Raw genomic sequence first — 15,504 nt, forward strand, 5'->3', positions numbered from 1 at the left:
TAAAAGGGGGATTAGCTGAAAGGCAGTATTGAAGCCGAATAGGTGCCATTTAAACGGACTGAAAATACTACTCGTCAATATTGGTACTGGTAAACCGCAGGTATCCATATCCCCCATCCAAGTTGGATTTGTCCTCAATCCGTATGTTTTTATTCATTTTTTTACCGTATTAATTTCGGCTTTATCCGTTTTTTAACTTAACTAGTAAGCCATTTATTGATGCATCTTGTTTTGTTTGATTTTAACCCAATGAGCATAAAATTTACCTTAAGCCCAATTCTGGTTGGTCTGTTAATTTTGACCTTTGCAGGCAATGCAGCTTCTGCTTTAGCCCAGGCTAATGATTGGAGAAATATTGAAAATGGCCTGGTCATTCCTGACAAAAGCTACAGTGACCAGCCCTATATCGTGAAAACGAATGACGGAGCCTGGTTATGCGTGATGACTACCGGAGCCGGGCATGAGGGTGCCAGTGGACAGCATATCATCAGCCAGCGAAGTTTTGACCAGGGCCTGAGCTGGGAAGGAATGGTAGAAATAGAACCCGCAGATGGCCCTGAGGCTTCTTATGCCGTGCTTTTGAAAGCGCCTTCAGGAAGGGTATTTGTGTTTTATAACCACAACACGGACAATCTCAGGGAGGTGAAAGGAGATGATCCTCCCTATAAAGATGGTGTCGTTAGAAGGGTGGACAGTCAGGGCTATTTTGTTTTCAAGTATTCGGATGATCATGGCAAAACCTGGTCGGAAGGCAGGTATACCATTCCGGTACGGGAATTCGAAATAGATCGCAACAATCCTTATCAGGGAGATATCCGGTTTTTCTGGAACGTTGGAAAAGCCTTTGCACATAAGGGATCTGCCTTTGTTCCGCTGACGAAAGTAGGCGGCTTTGGGAACGGGTTTTTCACCTCCAATGAAGGGGTGCTGCTAAAAAGTGAGAATTTGTTTGATGTAGCTGACCCCGAAAATGCCAGATGGCAAACCCTGCCCGAGGGAGATATTGGCCTGAGAACCCCTGAAAAGGGAGGACCGATCGCTGCTGAGCACAGTTATAGTGTATTGAGTGACGGTTCCTTCTTTGTGGTTTACCGTTCGCTGGATGGGCATCCGGTATACAGTTACAGCCGGGATCAGGGCAAAACCTGGGATCCTCCGCAGTACATGAGGTATGCAGATGGCCGCTTGATGAAGCATCCCCGGGCGGCTAATTTTGCCTGGAAATGTGAAAACGGAAAATTTCTGTATTGGTTTCACAATCACGGCGGTAGATTTATCCGGGAACATCCCAATCCGGGATCCATTGGCTACAATGACAGAAACCCCGTGTGGATAGCAGGAGGGAAGGAGGTGCCTGGTGAAGCTGGCCAAATCATCAAATGGAGTCAACCTGAAATCCTGCTGTACGATGATGACCCCTTGATTAGAATAAGTTATCCCGACCTGATAGAGGCGGAGGTCAACTATTATTTTACCGAAACACAGAAAGACATTGCCCGTCTGCATCAGATTGATACCAGCTTTCTGAATACCCTTTGGAATCAATTCGACGCCGTCTCCCCGGTAAATGACGGGCTAAAAATAGATTGGCAGGGAGAAGGTGCAGCACTACCTGCTGAGCTGCCTGCACCAGTTATGCCTTCTTTTCGAATCAGAGATACCAACACAGCAGATTACAGGGGCAAAAACACCAGCAATGGTTTTACGATTGAAATGGGATTTGTGCTGAATGAACTCGGTAAAGGCCAGGTTTTGGCAGATACCAGAGATGCTTCCGGCAAAGGCTGGTGGATAAGCATTTCGGAAAATGAAACGTTGGAATTTCAAATGAATGATGGCCAGACAACTGCGGTTTGGAGCGCTGATCCCGGATTATTGAAGGCCGGTAAGCGCCATCAGGTAAGTATCATCGTGGATGGAGGGCCGAAGATCATCGCATTTGTGCTAGACGGGCGCTTCAATGATGGGGGAGAAGAAAGGCAATTTGGCTGGGGCAGATTCAGTCCCTATTTCCAGTCTGCCGCAGGTTCACCTATCTTACGGGTAGGCCCTGCCCTTAATGGAGAGGTGCACTATCTGCGATTTTTCGATCGGGCGCTAATGGTAACCGAAGTCCTGGCCAGCCAGCGATTCCGGGAGTAATGGAATCAATATGGGCTAGTGTATCTTTAATTCCATGGAATGAAAGAGTAGGCATTTTGGAGCGGAAATTTCAGTATTTTGGCAAAGAAAACTAACTAAATGTGAAAACATAGTTAATTTGGATTACAGTTTCAGGACGAATAAAGTGCAGTGTGTAGATTAGCTGTACTTTAGTCGCAGCTTAAGCCTAAAATGAAAAAAAAAGCAGAAATATTTCTTTTTGGTGCAGGTGCCATGATTGATTGGAAGGGACCATTCACTGATGAATTAACTAAACTTACAAGAGAATACGGATTTCCTATAAAAAATTCAACAACCAGAATTACGGAATACATCTACAATAGATTGATCGATAGTGGATATGGTGAAGAAGAGGTGAGTTTCGAATCAATTATCAATGTTATTGAGGAGTTGTCGGTATATTACTCAGAACATAACATAAAAACTCAAACGCCTTCTATACTTCGGACTTTTCTAAAAAATAATGAACTAGATGTTATATTAAATTTCAGTATTAAAGGCGGAAAAAGGAAGCACGGTTACAGATTACAAATCCCAGCGGGATCAGAATATAATATGGCAAAAATGGCATATCAAGATGAAAATCCTAATCAATTTTTCCTTCAACATTTACTCGCTTTAATAATTACGGTAATAAATGAAAGAATATCAGAATATGCATACCACACAGATTAACATTCAGTATTAGATAAGCTTTCAAAGCAAAGTAATCATTTTAAAGAATGGGCTAAGGGGATTGAAAGAATGAGTATTCTCAGAATGTATACACTAAACTACGACAGAATATTCAAAATTCTGCTTGATGACGTAAATATAGATTGCTTTGAGGGTTTTAACGTTACTAATAGCATTGATGATATAAAAGGGCTTAGAGCTGACGTTCCAAAAATTATTAATGATTCCAATTGCAACATTCATTATAATCTTCATGGTTCAGCATTCTGGAAAGTGCTACCATTAAATGACAAAGGATTACCACATCCAGAAGTTGTATATACAGGTGTTCCACATCTACCGATGAATGATGTACAAGCTAATGTTCAAATTGAAAAGGGCAAACCAGTATTTCTGACTAATATAATTACAGGTTATCAAAAAGCGCAAAAAGCCATGATAACACCTTTTAAACAAATGCATTCATCCTTCGATAGAGATTGTTGTAACGCAAGGAAAATATATATAGTGGGGTACTCTTTTGGAGATGAGCATATAAATGAATGTTTAAAAACAGCTCTTCGTTATAATAAAAATTTGATTTTGGAAATAATAGATCCATCTTTCATTAGTAATGAACTAGATAAAAAACTTAACTCAACTATATTTCAATTTATTGACAACGAATCTCTTTATCCAAAAAAAATAGGGGAGAACAAATTCAGTTATTTTAAAGACAGAGTAATAGTTTGTACTCTTAAATTTAAGGATTACTTGGAAATTGAAAGCAACAACACCTGATCAAGTAGTTGGCCCCGCCAGATTCCTCTGACGAGGAGCGCCTCACACAACACCATCACTACACCCTGAAAATACGGGGCAGGCTGTAAGGGTTGACTCGCATCCTGGTCTCCCGATACGCAGTGCTATCGGGACAGGCTCTCGCTAAAAACTTTCACAGAAAGTTTTCTTTACGCTCGGCCCTCCTTTGCCCCCTTTCTAGTATGCCGGAACAAGTGTATATCCCAGCAGCTTAAAATTGGAAGGTCTTCGGATGCCAGCACTGCTTGCGCCCCCTTCGCACTCTCGTGCTTGGGCGTCTCCCTCTAAATACGGGGCAGGGAGGGTGAGGGGAGACTTTCACGTACAGCTTGTGCCGATATTTCGGGAGTTCTGTGGGAAGGCAAGGGTGAAGTTCCCTTGCCTAACCCGATTCGCAACCATATAAAAATCAAAGCAACGCTAAAAGTTCCCAATTTGAGAATTTTGATATATCTTTGCATTAGCTAGGAAGTAATGGAAAGAATTTTCGCTAAAAGCACCTTACGGAAGTTTTGGGAAAAGCACCCGGAATCAGAGCAGTATTTAAAAACCTGGTATGATACTGCGATTGGTTCAAAGTGGCTTACGCCCAATGATGTAAAACAATCCTATGCAAATGCCAGCATCCTTAAAGACAGTAGGATTGTATTTAACATAAAAGGAAATTCGTTCAGGCTGGTAGCAAAATTCAATTTTGAGAAACAGTGGGTTTTTATCCGGTTTATTGGGACGCATAGTGAATATGATAAAATTGATGCAGATACGATTTAATTGAAAAGCCATGGAACTAAGACCAATAAAATCAGAATCAGATTACCAAAAAGCACTTGAAAGGCTAGGGGAAATTTTTGATGCTCCTATAGGTACCTTGGAAAGTGATGAAGCCGATATCCTTGGATTGATGGTGGATGATTATGAAAAAAAAAATTATCCGATCGATGCTCCTGATCCTATTGAAGCCATAAAAATAAGGATGGAGGAGTTGCAATTAAAACAAAAAGACCTGGTAAATGAAATTGGGGGAAAAAGCAGGGTCTCTGAAATACTCAACAGGAAAAGGAAATTAACAGTAGAAATGATCAGGAATTTAACCATCAAACTAAATCTTTCACCTGGACTATTGATCACAGATTATAGATTATCCAGGTAATCGTTTTCTTAAGGGAGTCTTTTTTATTCCTATATATCATCGCCAATCTATAAAAATGTCATCAGAAAAAATTCAATTGGTTTGATTTTGTTTGTTACATCAGCGCATCGTATGGGGGTTAAACTTGTGACCATTCGGGAAGCGAAGCAAAGTTAGATTTCGGTTTACGGTGGCACTGAATAATCAGAATTGGACCATGGTAAAAACACCGATATTCACGAAAGAGATTTAATCAAAACTGCCTCAATCCGGGAGGCTAAATACAAACACGGTCCCCTCAGGGTGGGGTTTCAGTTTTGAGCCGCCGACAGAGATGGCCAGGTATTGTTTGCCATTCACCGCATATACACTGGGCGTGGCATGTCCTTCAGCGGGCAATTGATATTCCCAGAGTACCTTGCCGTTATCCTTATCAAAAGCCCGGATTTTGGCATCAGCAGTGGCTGCAATAAACAGCAGCCCTCCGGCTGTTATCACCGGCCCGCCATAATTTTCGGTCCCGGTGATTGGGACTCCCCGTTTCGTCAACTCCTCGTATTCTCCCAGTGGCACTTTCCATTTGATGGTGCCGGTATTCAGGTCCACGGCATTGAGTGTCCCCCAGGGCGGCTTAATGGCGGGATATCCTTCCTCATCGTTCCAGCGTTGGAAACCGCGGAACACATAAGGTGGCGCTTGCTTATCCCGCTCGATTTCTGAGCTAACAGCCGGTTCTTCATCAAATAGGAAGCTAATGATGGCTTCCCGACGTGCTTGGGAGACCTGGTCAAAGGCGGGCATACGTCCGCCTCCTTTGTTTATTATTTGCATTACCGTTTCTTTCGTTAATCGGCTGGAGACGTTTTCTAGCGAAGGAAAGCTCCCGGCAGGATTGCCTTTACGGTCCGTTCCGTGACAGGAGGCGCAATGGATCAGGTATTGCTTTTCGCCATTAGGTAAAGCGCTGCCATCGGCCTTTTTTGTGGGTACCAGCTGGTAAAACCAGGGGATCTCATTCACATTCACATACAGTATTCCCTCAGGATCTGCGGCTGCGCCACCCCATTCCATGCCCCCATCGTAGCCGGGAAACATGATCGTTTGCTCTGTACCCGGGGGAGGGTAGGCCCCATAGTTTCCCGATTGACGGAATACTTCTTTGCTCATTTGCTGCGCCCTGGGAGAAATGGTCGAAAAGTCATCGGCCGTATATTTCTGCCGCATCAATGGCGGCGGGGCTGTTGGAAAAGGTTGTGTGGGCCAGGTTTGGATTTCGTCGATTTTAGTGGCGGCTTGTGGACGTTCTTCAATCGGCCAAAGCGGTTCTCCTGTCACCCTTTCATATACGAACAAAAGGCCCATTTTTGTACCTACAGCAACAATGTCAACCTCTTTACCCTCATGTTTTACCGTCAGCAAAGTCGGTGGTTGGGGGATGTCCATATCCCAAAGATCGTGATGCACGAGTTGGTGGTGCCAAAGTCGTTTTCCTGTATTCGCATCGAGCGCGATAAGGGAGTTGGCGAATAGGTTTTCTCCATACCGATCTCCTCCGTAAAAATCCGGACCGGCCGTTTCCGTTGATACATAGACAATGCCACGTGGTATATCGATCGCCAGACCGGACCAGTCAGATGCGCCTCCTGTTTTTTCCAGATAGTTTGCCGGCCAGGTATCGGATCCGAATTCACCCGGCCTGGGCAAGCTGTGAAAAATCCACTTTCGCTTTCCGGTACGGATGTCAAAGGCACGCACCGCACCCGGGACGTCTTCCCCAACATTGGCGCCAATGATAAACAGGTCCTTGTAAATCTGTCCGGGGGTATTGAGCATTACATTGGGCCTGCCCGAAACGTCCATGCTCTCACCCAGGTGAATGGATCCATTCTCGCCAAAAGTAGCAATGGGTTCACCGGTTTTGGCATTCAATGCAAAAAGCCGGTTTCCTTTCATGGTGAGAATGCGCCCAACATCCCCATCATGCCAATACATCAGCCCCCGTTGATCCCCATCAGCAAGGGATTCATAAACCCCGGAAGGATCAAATGTCCACTGTTCCTTCCCTGTCGCCCCATCCAATGCAACCACCCGGCTGTTCGGGGTAGCCGTGTATAGCCAACCGTCCACTATCAGGTTATTCGTTTGGTAATTGGCAGCCTCACCGGTTTTATACGTCCAGGCCAATTCCAATTGAGCCACATTACTTTTATTGATTTGATCCAGGGTTGAGTACTGATTGCCGCTAGGGTGACCCAGGTACGTTGCCCAATCAACCCTGGCACCTTCTGGTGTGGTTTGCGTACAGGAAGACCCATATAAAGCCAGGAAACAAAGGGTGATAAGGTGGTATGTTGAAAAATGGGGGTGGTTTTCCATGGGTTACCGGGTAATTATGTTTTGCATTTATTGTTAACGTGAGTTCGGCCCAATTTAATCATAAAACTGTTATTCCGGGAATTAACTTTTTAAAAAATGTAGAAACCGGGGTGACTGTGATCCAATGATGCAAATTAAAGCCCTGAAGGGGCAAAATACCAAAACGCAGGGTGAAGCCCTGTGCCTCCATCAATAACGCAAACCCAAGCCCTGAAGGGGCAAAATATGTTTTCCAATCTATCTTACCGGATAGGGGAAAATATTACGCTCCTTCAGAGCTGAACCAAAATAGGACGCTATTTGCGATGGGCTCCACCCATCGCTGAGAGCTCCCGCCCCTTCAGGGCTCAGGTCAGACGAGTCAATCATTCAGTAGGATTCCTGCCCTTAAATCATCGTACCGCCCCTTCGGCTCCGGTCCTTGAGCGGAACCTTAGGCCTATTATCAATTCATCCCCTCACAGTTTTTGCGAGCGTTAATTTTTTTTAGAGTCAGGATGACGGTCTAAACAACGGTTTTATTTACGCCAAAAGATGCGCAGCCTACCGAAATGCTTCGACTCAGGTTCATACTCAGGAATAATTTTATGTTTTAGTTAACAGATGCAGTCCTGGACACTTTAATGGCGTTGAGTTCCATTTCTAATGATAGAAGGCTCGATACAGAAACAAAACTTATGGTAAATTGTCTTACTGGAAAATATTCAACAACATGGAACTACTAATTATAACTTTTCGTATATTTAATTTGGATTGATAATTAAAAATATGGCAAGGAAATCAAATCACGTTATTCCATCTAAAGATCATGGTTGGTCAGTTAGAAAATCTGGGGCTGCCAGAGCTTTAAGAAGCTTTGGTACCAAAGAAGAAGCGGTAAAATATGGAAAAACAATCAGTCGTGGTGAAAAGACCGAGTTGTATATCCATAAGAAAGATGGTACAGTCCAAAATCGCAATTCCTATGTAAACGAGCCTATTACACCAATGGATAAAAAAGGTTAATGAGGCAAAAAGATTTCGAAAAAAAGCATTTTTATCAATTGCCCTTTCGATAAGGACTATTTACCGTTGTTAAGACTACTTATTTTTACCGTTGTCAACTTTAATTTTAATCCAAGAATTACGCTTGAAACGTCTGACTCAGAAAACACGAGGCAGGCTGAACAAGTCTTGCCTGCCCCGCATACTGGCTTTTTGCAATAGTAGTTTGCCGCAGCGAGTCCATGTTTTACACCCTGAACAAATTCACCTGATCTGCACTCAAAAATCAACCGGAGAAAGACGCCATTTTTTTGGTCAAATCAATCCCCATATAAAGTTTTGGAAACAGATTCGTATTTATCTCCGGCTATCCAAAGCGGTTTGTCGGGATCATTGGCAATTTTTTCCGCTGAAAGGATAAAGGATTTCCAATACTTGAGGGCATAGTCCAGGTCAAAATTATCGACCTGATCGGTAACCTGATGGTAATGGGCCGCCACATCCTGATCGAAAGCGGTAAAACCCAGGCTGAAGGTAGGCGCGGGGATCCCTTTTTTGGCAAAATTCACATTGTCTGAGCGATCGTAAAGTCCTTGTTCAGGTGCCGGGTCGGAAAGGGCTTTTAGACCAAATGCTTCTGCAGCTTCCGAAATATGATGATCCGCAGAAGATCTTCCCAATCCAATTACTGTTACCAAGCTGGTATCATTGTAGCCTGCATTATCGATATTGAGGTTAAAAATGATATTTGATAAGTCTAATGGCGGATTATCGGCAAAATATCCCGATCCCAGCAAACCTTTTTCCTCTGCCGTCCAGGCGCAGAGGAGGACGGATCTTTTGGGTGGATGCTCGCCAAAATAATCAGCTGCCTGTATCAAAGCAGCCGTTCCCACGGCATTGTCTCTGGCTCCATTATAAATGGAATCTCCTGCTGCATTGGCTGTTCCTATCCCCAAATGGTCATAATGGGCAGATAACATGATATATTCCTCATTTAGTTTTTCATCTGTTCCCGGGATATAGGCTACCACATTTTTTCCGGTGATCTTTTTGTTGATTTTACCGCTGACCTGTATATTCATGGTATTGGCCCCTGAATTCATGGCATTGATGATTTCGCTGCTCAGGTCCTTCATCCACAAATAAGGAAAAGCCTTGTCCGCATCCGGGTTGGTGTCCAGACCCATTTGCGGTTTATTCAGGTAATTCACCAAAAGACTCCAGGGAGTGGTGGGCACATTGTACATTTCGATCAATCCCAGTGCCCCTTTTTCTTGCGCAAGGGCTGTCTTTTCCCTACCCGCTGCAAAAAGTTCGGCCGGAGAAAGTCTGTCAGGAGCACCCACCCTGACTACTACCCATTTACCGGCAACGTCCTTTCCTTCATAGTCCTCTTCCAGTCCATAGCCTGCCACCACCAGTTCAAATTCACCGGAAATGTCCTGGCCTCCCAGTACCAGGAGCTCATCTCCATGGTTTAATGTGTCCTGATTCCAATGGATTTCTCCAATTTCCGGAGGGCTGGAGTACATGAAAGGTACATGCTGATAATACCCGTTTAAGCCCTCCATAGGCCGGGCACCGTATTTCTCAAATTGATTGGCAATATAAAGTGCTGCAATATCTATTTCAGGCCTGGCGGGATCCCTTCCCATTAACTCATCAGCGGCCAAAAACTTAAAATGAGACAGGGCTTCAGCCTCCTGAATGGTTTGGTCAATGGCCTCCTTCTGGGCCTTTGAGGGGATGGATACAATCCCGAAAAGGAATGTACAGCAAATGAGAAAATGTCTGTTTTTCATATGTTTATTATTGTTTTTTTAGCGGTCATATGCCTGCCTATCGGCAGACAGGGAATCTTTGACGATTAAAATAATCATTGCCCTGTGTGTTTAATGATGATTTTAACCGTGTCAATTTCATTTATATTAATTTTTTATTTCACACATAAATTTATTCCAAAGAAACTAGTAATCAAATGAATCTGAGCTCAGGCCCAAAACTTTGGCGGTTTGTATAAAATGATCCGGAGGATGGGCAGTGATCTTTACCAGCACTTGGTTGGAAGGATGCACAAATTCCATTTTCCAGGCATGAAGCATCATCTGGCTCTTGTTATAGTGCTGCTTGATGAATTTGTTTTGTTTGTTGTCCCCATGGGTTGTATCACCTATTACATAATGCCTGATGTGGGCAAAATGCCTCCTGATCTGGTGCATCCTTCCGGTATGGGGGTACACTTTTACCAGAGAGTACCTGCTTGAGCTATACCTGTTTGATGAAGCATAGGGTATCTCTGTTTTTGCCATTGTCCAGTATTCAGTCAAAGCCGGCTGAAGATCCTTTTCCAGGTCTTTGGCCAGGGGCTGCTCAATAAAACCATGTTCTTCCGGCATAAATCCCCGGACGATGCTCAGGTAATATTTTTTTATCGAGCTGCCGGCAAACTGCGGTTGCAGTCTGGAGGCGGCCTGCCCATTTTTGGCAAAAAGAAGGATACCTGAGGTCGGCCGATCTATCCGGTGTAAAGGATATACCTTGAAACCCATTTGTTGCCTCAGTATTTGGACCGCAAACAAGGCTTCAGGGTCTCTTTCCAATGGGGTCTTGTGTACCAAAACCCCCACCGGTTTATTGATGGCCAGGTAATTTTCATCTTCATAAAGAATGGGGAGTTGTGTCATGTCAGGAAATAGTACCTGATCCTATGGCCTCATCGTCTTCATACCAGGCGACAAACTGCCCCGCTGCAATTCCCCTTTGGGCTTTTTCGAAAAGCACATACAATCCCTCCGCTTTCATCAGCAATGTGGCAGTTGAAAGGGGTTGGCGGTACCGGATCCTGGCCTGGTAATGGGCAGTTTCGCCCACTTCAAGCCTTTTATCCGGTCTTATCCAGTGGATTTCTTCTGATTTTACGAAGAGTCCATTGCGCAGTAATCCCGGATGTTCTTCTCCCAATCCGGTATATATGATGTTTTCCCGGGTATCTGTGGCAATGACAAATAAGGGTTTTCCCGTACCACCTACATTCAGGCCTTTCCTTTGACCTACCGTAAAATAATGGGCTCCATTGTGTTCACCTACGATATCCCCATCACTTTCACGGTAGGTATAAGCCATGCAGCTTTCTTCCAAAACCTCCTGGTCAATATCTTCGGGCGCAAAACCCACAGGAATGCCTTTGTTCTCATATATGGGAGATGATGCAGGTATGGCTACTATTTTCCCTTTTACCGGCTTCAGTTGCTGCTGTAAAAATTCAGGTAACCTGACTTTCCCGATAAAACAAAGCCCCTGGCTGTCTTTTTTATCGGCAGTTACCAGATCCAGCTCCCTTGCAATTTCCCTCACTTCGGCTTTTTGCAGGTGACCGATTGGGAAAAGGGCTTTGGCAAGTTGGTCCTGGTTTAATTGACATAAAAAATAGCTTTGATCCTTATTGCGGTCTGCCCCGGCCAGTAAGCGGTAGGTATTCTTGCCATTGATTTCCATTACCTCTTTTTGACAGTAATGCCCCGTGGCAACGAAATCTGCTTTGAGTTTCATGGCTGCCTTTAAAAAAATATCAAACTTAATCTCCCTGTTGCAAAGGATATCAGGATTGGGAGTTCTTCCTTCTTTGTATTCAGCAAACATGTAATCGACAATCCTGACCCGATACTCCTCGCTCAGGTCAATGGCCTGAAAAGGAATGCCCAGTTTTTGGGCTACCAGCATGGCATCTGTGCTGTCCTCTACCCAGGGGCATTCATTGGATATGGTCACTGATTCATCGTGCCAGTTTTTCATGAACAGCCCGATTACTTCATACCCTTTTTCTTTTAGCAGGTAGGCTGCCACGGAGCTGTCTACTCCTCCGGAAAGTCCTACTACCACTCTTTTTTTGTGCTGATGCATAGCCAAATTATCCCTGATCAAAATATTTTTTATAACAGTATATCTGTAAGATATGGTTCAGATTTTCAAAATTAGCATTTATAACCTTTGTTCCTGCTGAATTTTATTAATTTCGTATATGATTGTAATCGTTTACGGTGTTACTGGTTGCGGAAAATCTACCATTGGTGTAGCACTTGCCAATACCCTGGAACTTCCTTTTTATGACGGAGACCATTTCCATCCTGCGGCCAATAAGAAAAAAATGAATGCGGGAATTCCATTGACCGATGAGGACCGCATTCCCTGGCTTGAAAATTTGGCCAACAATATACTCGAATGGAATAAAAAGGGCGGGGCAGTATTGGCCTGTTCAGCTTTAAATGAAAAGTACAGGAAAATTCTGAAGGTTGTTCCCGATATGCATTGGGTATTGTTGGATGGCAGCAAATCCCTGATCAAATCGAGGTTGGCAAAAAGGATAGGACATTTTATGAATCCGGCTTTATTGGATTCACAATTGGCTACCTTGGAAAAGCCTGATTATGGATGGAGAATTTCCATCGATAAAAAACCGAAAAAAATAGTTGCTGAAATCGTAAAAAAGATCAATACCTTGGAAAATATGTCTGAATTCGGAATCATAGGAATGGGGGTTATGGGGAAAAGCCTGGCCCTTAATCTTGCTGATACAGGCAGCAGGATTTCTATTTACAATCGCCACTTAGCAGGTAAGGAAGAAAAAATTGCCGAAAAAGTACTGGAGGCAAACCCAGGCTACGAAAATATGAAGGCCTTTGACCAATTGGTTCCTTTTTTGGAATCTTTGACTTCTCCCAAAAAAATCATGCTGATGATTCCGGCAGGTACGGCAGTGGACATGCAGGTGGAAGAACTATTGCCTTACCTGGAGCCCGGTGATGTACTGATAGATGGTGGAAATTCCTTTTACAAGGATACCACAAAAAGAGCGACCTATCTGAAGGAGAAGGGAATTTTGTTCTTAGGAGCAGGGGTTTCAGGAGGGGAGGAAGGAGCCAGGAAAGGACCGGCCATTATGCCAGGAGGCAGTAAGGAAGGGTATGTGCTGGTAGCGCCATTTCTGGAAAAAATCGCCGCAAAGGATTACCGGGGCAAACCCTGCCTGACATACGTAGGTCCTGAAGGTGCCGGGCATTTTGTGAAAATGGTGCACAACAGCATAGAGTATGGAGAAATGCAGGTCATTGCCGAAGTATATAATCTGATGCGGTATTACCTGGATTTGGCTCCGCAAAGCATAGCCACTATTTTCGAAACCTGGATGGAAGGTGATCTCTCCAATTACCTGTTGGAAATTACTATAGACATCCTCAGAAAAGAAGAAGATGGGGGATTGTTGCTGGATAAAATTCTGGATCAGGCAGCTCAAAAAGGCACTGGAGGCTGGTCAGTCAATACGGCTTTGGAGTATGGGGTACCCTATAGTGGGTTGACGGAGGCCGTAATGGCAAGGAATATCTCTTCCAGGAAGGCCTTTCGAATGATTGCATCAGGCATGTATGGATCAGAAAAATTGACTGGAATTGAGGAGGAAGAACCCTTTTTGGACAAGTTGCAGAAAGCCTATCAGGCAGCCAGAATCATCAACCATGAAACCGGCTTTTCGCTGATGCTGGAGGTATCGGAAAAAAATAAATGGGAGCTGAATTTTTCAGAAATTGCACGGATATGGACCAATGGCTGTATCATCCGGTCTTTTCTGATGGAAGAATTGGTGGATATATTTACCGAGAGCAACCGGTTGATTTTGCACGACGAAGCTGTCAGGGCATTGAAAGGTTACCAAAATGATCTTTCTTATGTCGTTGGTCAGGCCCTGCAGCATGGATTTGCCGTACCCGTTTTATCCAGTTCCATCAATTATTTCCTGTCTTGCATTACGGGTTATTCTGCTGCCAATCTGATCCAGGCCCAAAGGGATTATTTTGGTGCCCATACCTATCAGCGCACAGACAGGGATCCTGGAGAATCATTTCATACCCAATGGAAAGAGTAGTTTTAAAAGTAAGAATTTATTAAGTTTCCTTATGTGGAAATATTAAAGTATTGCTTTCATGATTTTTTTCTCCATCAATATTAGAAACCAGATAACGATGGCCAGGGTAGGCATGATGACCATTAAAATTGGAGTTACTTCCAAATCAGGAAGGTTGGGAAAACTGGGAATCTGGATATTTTCCCATAGGTTTAAGCTTATATTTTCGACCATGGAAAGGCCAATAGCCATTAGTCCCAATAGAATACCGATTATTCCCCAAAGCAAAAGGGACGGCATGGTGGCAGGGTGGAGCTGTACCTCTTTTTGAGATTGTATTCTTTGTAGAATGGAGTCGGACAAATCCTTCTCCAAAGGCGGTATTTCCTTGTAATATTGACTAAAATCCTTGTCTTCGATCTTCATAGATGCTTAACCTCCTCATTAAGCATTTGAATGGTTTTTATTTTTTCATGATTAAATTCCCCTGTCATTGATCGTTTAGACAAGGAGGCTTCCATTCAGGTTACAATTTTATTAAAGAAAAATATTTTTTACCTATAAATCTGCACTACCTGTAACCTTACCCCGGGATACTTTGTCAAAGCAGATAAATAACAATGAATTATTATCATTTACTAAATTAAAAAAAATATGGCAGTTTCAATTGTTTTCATTTCGTTTTTCGCCACCGCATTCGGTATTTGGTTTTATTACCTTAAAACCAGAAATAGCGAAAGGCTGGCATTGATCTCCTCAGGAGCAGAGGCCTCTTTGTTTTATTCAAGGAAGAAATCAAGAAATTACAGCATTTATATTGTAATTATCCTTGGATTCGTATTTTTCGCCATTGGTTTGGGCATAATATCAGGCTATGCGTTGGAAAACTATATGATAGAGATTTCGAAGACCTCAAATCCAGACCGTTTTAACAGAAGTTTCCCTCAGGCATATTTCACCTCCATTTTTATTTTTATGGGAGCGGCCCTTATCATCAGCTTTTTTGTAGTTAGAAAGCTTATTCGAAAGGATGATGAGTTGACAAAACTGGAAATGCGGGATAGCACCGTATAGTTTTGTTTCCTGAACCTTTTTCACAATGCGTCTTCAAGCCTTTGAAAATTAACTGGAAAGCTCCTTCCCTGTCAATAAACAGACTGGGTAGGAGCTTCCATTTTTACTTTTGACCTGAGTTCGACTGAATTTCGTTAAAAATACACCATTCCAAGACCTGACTTTTTAAAAAAGGCAGAAATCGGGATGACGATAGGTTTTTTGCATTATATGGGAATATAAACTTCTCATTGTTTAATGGATAATGTTGAGTCAAAGGCTATTTATGGTATTTTAGCTTGTTTCTATTGTACTTTTTCCTTGATAAAAGTACCAAACCTGCCTGCCGGTAGGCAGGAAATCAAGACAAAAAAATCCTTCCTCCCACAAGCCTCCTGCGCACCCCGGTTTTTTGTCGGGCCTG

Annotated in this window: 13 protein-coding genes; 8 read left to right on the top strand and 5 right to left on the bottom strand. The window is 43.4% G+C overall.

What is annotated here, in order from left to right:
• Nucleotides 1–249: 249 nt before the first annotated feature.
• The 5 genes from HUJ21_RS05350 to HUJ21_RS05370 all read left to right on the top strand — a co-directional run bounded on the left by HUJ21_RS05350 (nucleotide 250) and on the right by HUJ21_RS05370 (nucleotide 4,789).
• Nucleotides 250–2,142, top strand: coding sequence for an exo-alpha-sialidase (locus HUJ21_RS05350; protein WP_291367922.1), 1,893 nt, complete (start codon nucleotides 250–252; stop codon nucleotides 2,140–2,142).
• A gap of 192 nt (nucleotides 2,143–2,334) precedes the next feature.
• Nucleotides 2,335–2,838 carry a hypothetical protein gene (locus tag HUJ21_RS05355; RefSeq protein WP_291367923.1) on the top strand — a complete coding sequence of 168 codons (504 nt, stop codon included), beginning with the start codon at nucleotides 2,335–2,337 and terminating at the stop codon, nucleotides 2,836–2,838.
• 69 nt (nucleotides 2,839–2,907) lie between these two features.
• A complete protein-coding gene (locus tag HUJ21_RS05360; protein WP_291367924.1) occupies nucleotides 2,908–3,618 on the top strand; it encodes an SIR2 family protein in 711 nt (236 codons plus the stop codon).
• 495 nt (nucleotides 3,619–4,113) lie between these two features.
• On the top strand, nucleotides 4,114–4,410 hold the full coding sequence (locus HUJ21_RS05365) for a type II toxin-antitoxin system HigB family toxin (RefSeq protein ID WP_291367925.1): 297 nt from the start codon (nucleotides 4,114–4,116) through the stop codon (nucleotides 4,408–4,410).
• 10 nt (nucleotides 4,411–4,420) lie between these two features.
• Entirely contained in the window at nucleotides 4,421–4,789 is a 369-nt protein-coding gene (locus HUJ21_RS05370) for a transcriptional regulator (RefSeq protein WP_291367926.1), read from the top strand.
• A gap of 243 nt (nucleotides 4,790–5,032) precedes the next feature.
• Here HUJ21_RS05370 and HUJ21_RS05375 read toward each other — a convergent pair whose 3' ends face one another.
• Nucleotides 5,033–7,144 carry a PQQ-binding-like beta-propeller repeat protein gene (locus HUJ21_RS05375; protein WP_291367927.1) on the bottom strand — a complete coding sequence of 704 codons (2,112 nt, stop codon included), beginning with the start codon at nucleotides 7,142–7,144 and terminating at the stop codon, nucleotides 5,033–5,035.
• Between the two features lie 768 nt (nucleotides 7,145–7,912).
• Between HUJ21_RS05375 and HUJ21_RS05380 the strand changes: the two genes are divergently transcribed.
• On the top strand, nucleotides 7,913–8,149 hold the full coding sequence (locus HUJ21_RS05380) for a DUF2188 domain-containing protein (RefSeq protein WP_291367928.1): 237 nt from the start codon (nucleotides 7,913–7,915) through the stop codon (nucleotides 8,147–8,149).
• A gap of 299 nt (nucleotides 8,150–8,448) precedes the next feature.
• Here the strand turns inward: HUJ21_RS05380 and HUJ21_RS05385 are convergent, their stop codons facing one another.
• The 3 genes from HUJ21_RS05385 to mnmA form a co-directional block, all read right to left on the bottom strand.
• A complete protein-coding gene (locus HUJ21_RS05385; RefSeq protein ID WP_291367929.1) occupies nucleotides 8,449–9,933 on the bottom strand; it encodes a M28 family peptidase in 1,485 nt (494 codons plus the stop codon).
• A 165-nt stretch (nucleotides 9,934–10,098) separates the two neighbouring features.
• Nucleotides 10,099–10,815: a pseudouridine synthase gene (locus HUJ21_RS05390; protein ID WP_291367930.1), complete on the bottom strand. Its 717-nt coding sequence runs from the start codon at nucleotides 10,813–10,815 to the stop codon at nucleotides 10,099–10,101.
• Nucleotide 10,816: 1 nt separating this feature from the next.
• Nucleotides 10,817–12,049, bottom strand: a complete 1,233-nt coding sequence (gene mnmA / locus HUJ21_RS05395) for a tRNA 2-thiouridine(34) synthase MnmA (protein WP_291367934.1) — start codon at nucleotides 12,047–12,049, stop codon at nucleotides 10,817–10,819.
• A 100-nt stretch (nucleotides 12,050–12,149) separates the two neighbouring features.
• On the opposite strand from mnmA, the gene gndA reads away from it, so the two are divergent.
• Nucleotides 12,150–14,048, top strand: a complete 1,899-nt coding sequence (gene gndA / locus HUJ21_RS05400; protein WP_291367931.1) for an NADP-dependent phosphogluconate dehydrogenase — start codon at nucleotides 12,150–12,152, stop codon at nucleotides 14,046–14,048.
• Between the two features lie 42 nt (nucleotides 14,049–14,090).
• On the opposite strand, the gene HUJ21_RS05405 is transcribed toward gndA, so the two are convergent.
• The gene (locus HUJ21_RS05405) at nucleotides 14,091–14,453 is read right to left on the bottom strand and encodes a hypothetical protein (protein ID WP_291367932.1); all 363 of its coding nucleotides are present in this window, start codon (nucleotides 14,451–14,453) and stop codon (nucleotides 14,091–14,093) included.
• 228 nt (nucleotides 14,454–14,681) lie between these two features.
• On the opposite strand from HUJ21_RS05405, the gene HUJ21_RS05410 reads away from it, so the two are divergent.
• Nucleotides 14,682–15,101 (top strand): DUF6249 domain-containing protein, encoded by a 420-nt coding sequence (locus tag HUJ21_RS05410; protein ID WP_291367933.1) that lies wholly within the window; start codon nucleotides 14,682–14,684, stop codon nucleotides 15,099–15,101.
• The last annotated feature ends 403 nt before the right edge of the window (nucleotides 15,102–15,504 follow it).

Source organism: Cyclobacterium sp. (assembly GCF_014762705.1).
Classification (GTDB): Bacteria; Bacteroidota; Bacteroidia; order Cytophagales; family Cyclobacteriaceae; genus Cyclobacterium.

Excerpts from the sequence above, each read along its gene's own strand:
- HUJ21_RS05370 (WP_291367926.1), top strand. The coding sequence starts at position 4,421 with ATGGAACTAAGACCAATAAAATCAGAATCAGATTACCAAAAAGCACTT.
- HUJ21_RS05360 (WP_291367924.1), top strand. The coding sequence starts at position 2,908 with ATGAGTATTCTCAGAATGTATACACTAAACTACGACAGAATATTCAAA.
- HUJ21_RS05375 (WP_291367927.1), bottom strand. The coding sequence starts at position 7,144 with ATGGAAAACCACCCCCATTTTTCAACATACCACCTTATCACCCTTTGT.
- HUJ21_RS05405 (WP_291367932.1), bottom strand. The coding sequence starts at position 14,453 with ATGAAGATCGAAGACAAGGATTTTAGTCAATATTACAAGGAAATACCG.
- HUJ21_RS05350 (WP_291367922.1), top strand. The coding sequence starts at position 250 with ATGAGCATAAAATTTACCTTAAGCCCAATTCTGGTTGGTCTGTTAATT.
- gndA (WP_291367931.1), top strand. The coding sequence starts at position 12,150 with ATGATTGTAATCGTTTACGGTGTTACTGGTTGCGGAAAATCTACCATT.
- HUJ21_RS05390 (WP_291367930.1), bottom strand. The coding sequence starts at position 10,815 with ATGACACAACTCCCCATTCTTTATGAAGATGAAAATTACCTGGCCATC.
- HUJ21_RS05410 (WP_291367933.1), top strand. The coding sequence starts at position 14,682 with ATGGCAGTTTCAATTGTTTTCATTTCGTTTTTCGCCACCGCATTCGGT.
- HUJ21_RS05380 (WP_291367928.1), top strand. The coding sequence starts at position 7,913 with ATGGCAAGGAAATCAAATCACGTTATTCCATCTAAAGATCATGGTTGG.
- HUJ21_RS05385 (WP_291367929.1), bottom strand. The coding sequence starts at position 9,933 with ATGAAAAACAGACATTTTCTCATTTGCTGTACATTCCTTTTCGGGATT.
- HUJ21_RS05355 (WP_291367923.1), top strand. The coding sequence starts at position 2,335 with ATGAAAAAAAAAGCAGAAATATTTCTTTTTGGTGCAGGTGCCATGATT.
- HUJ21_RS05365 (WP_291367925.1), top strand. The coding sequence starts at position 4,114 with ATGGAAAGAATTTTCGCTAAAAGCACCTTACGGAAGTTTTGGGAAAAG.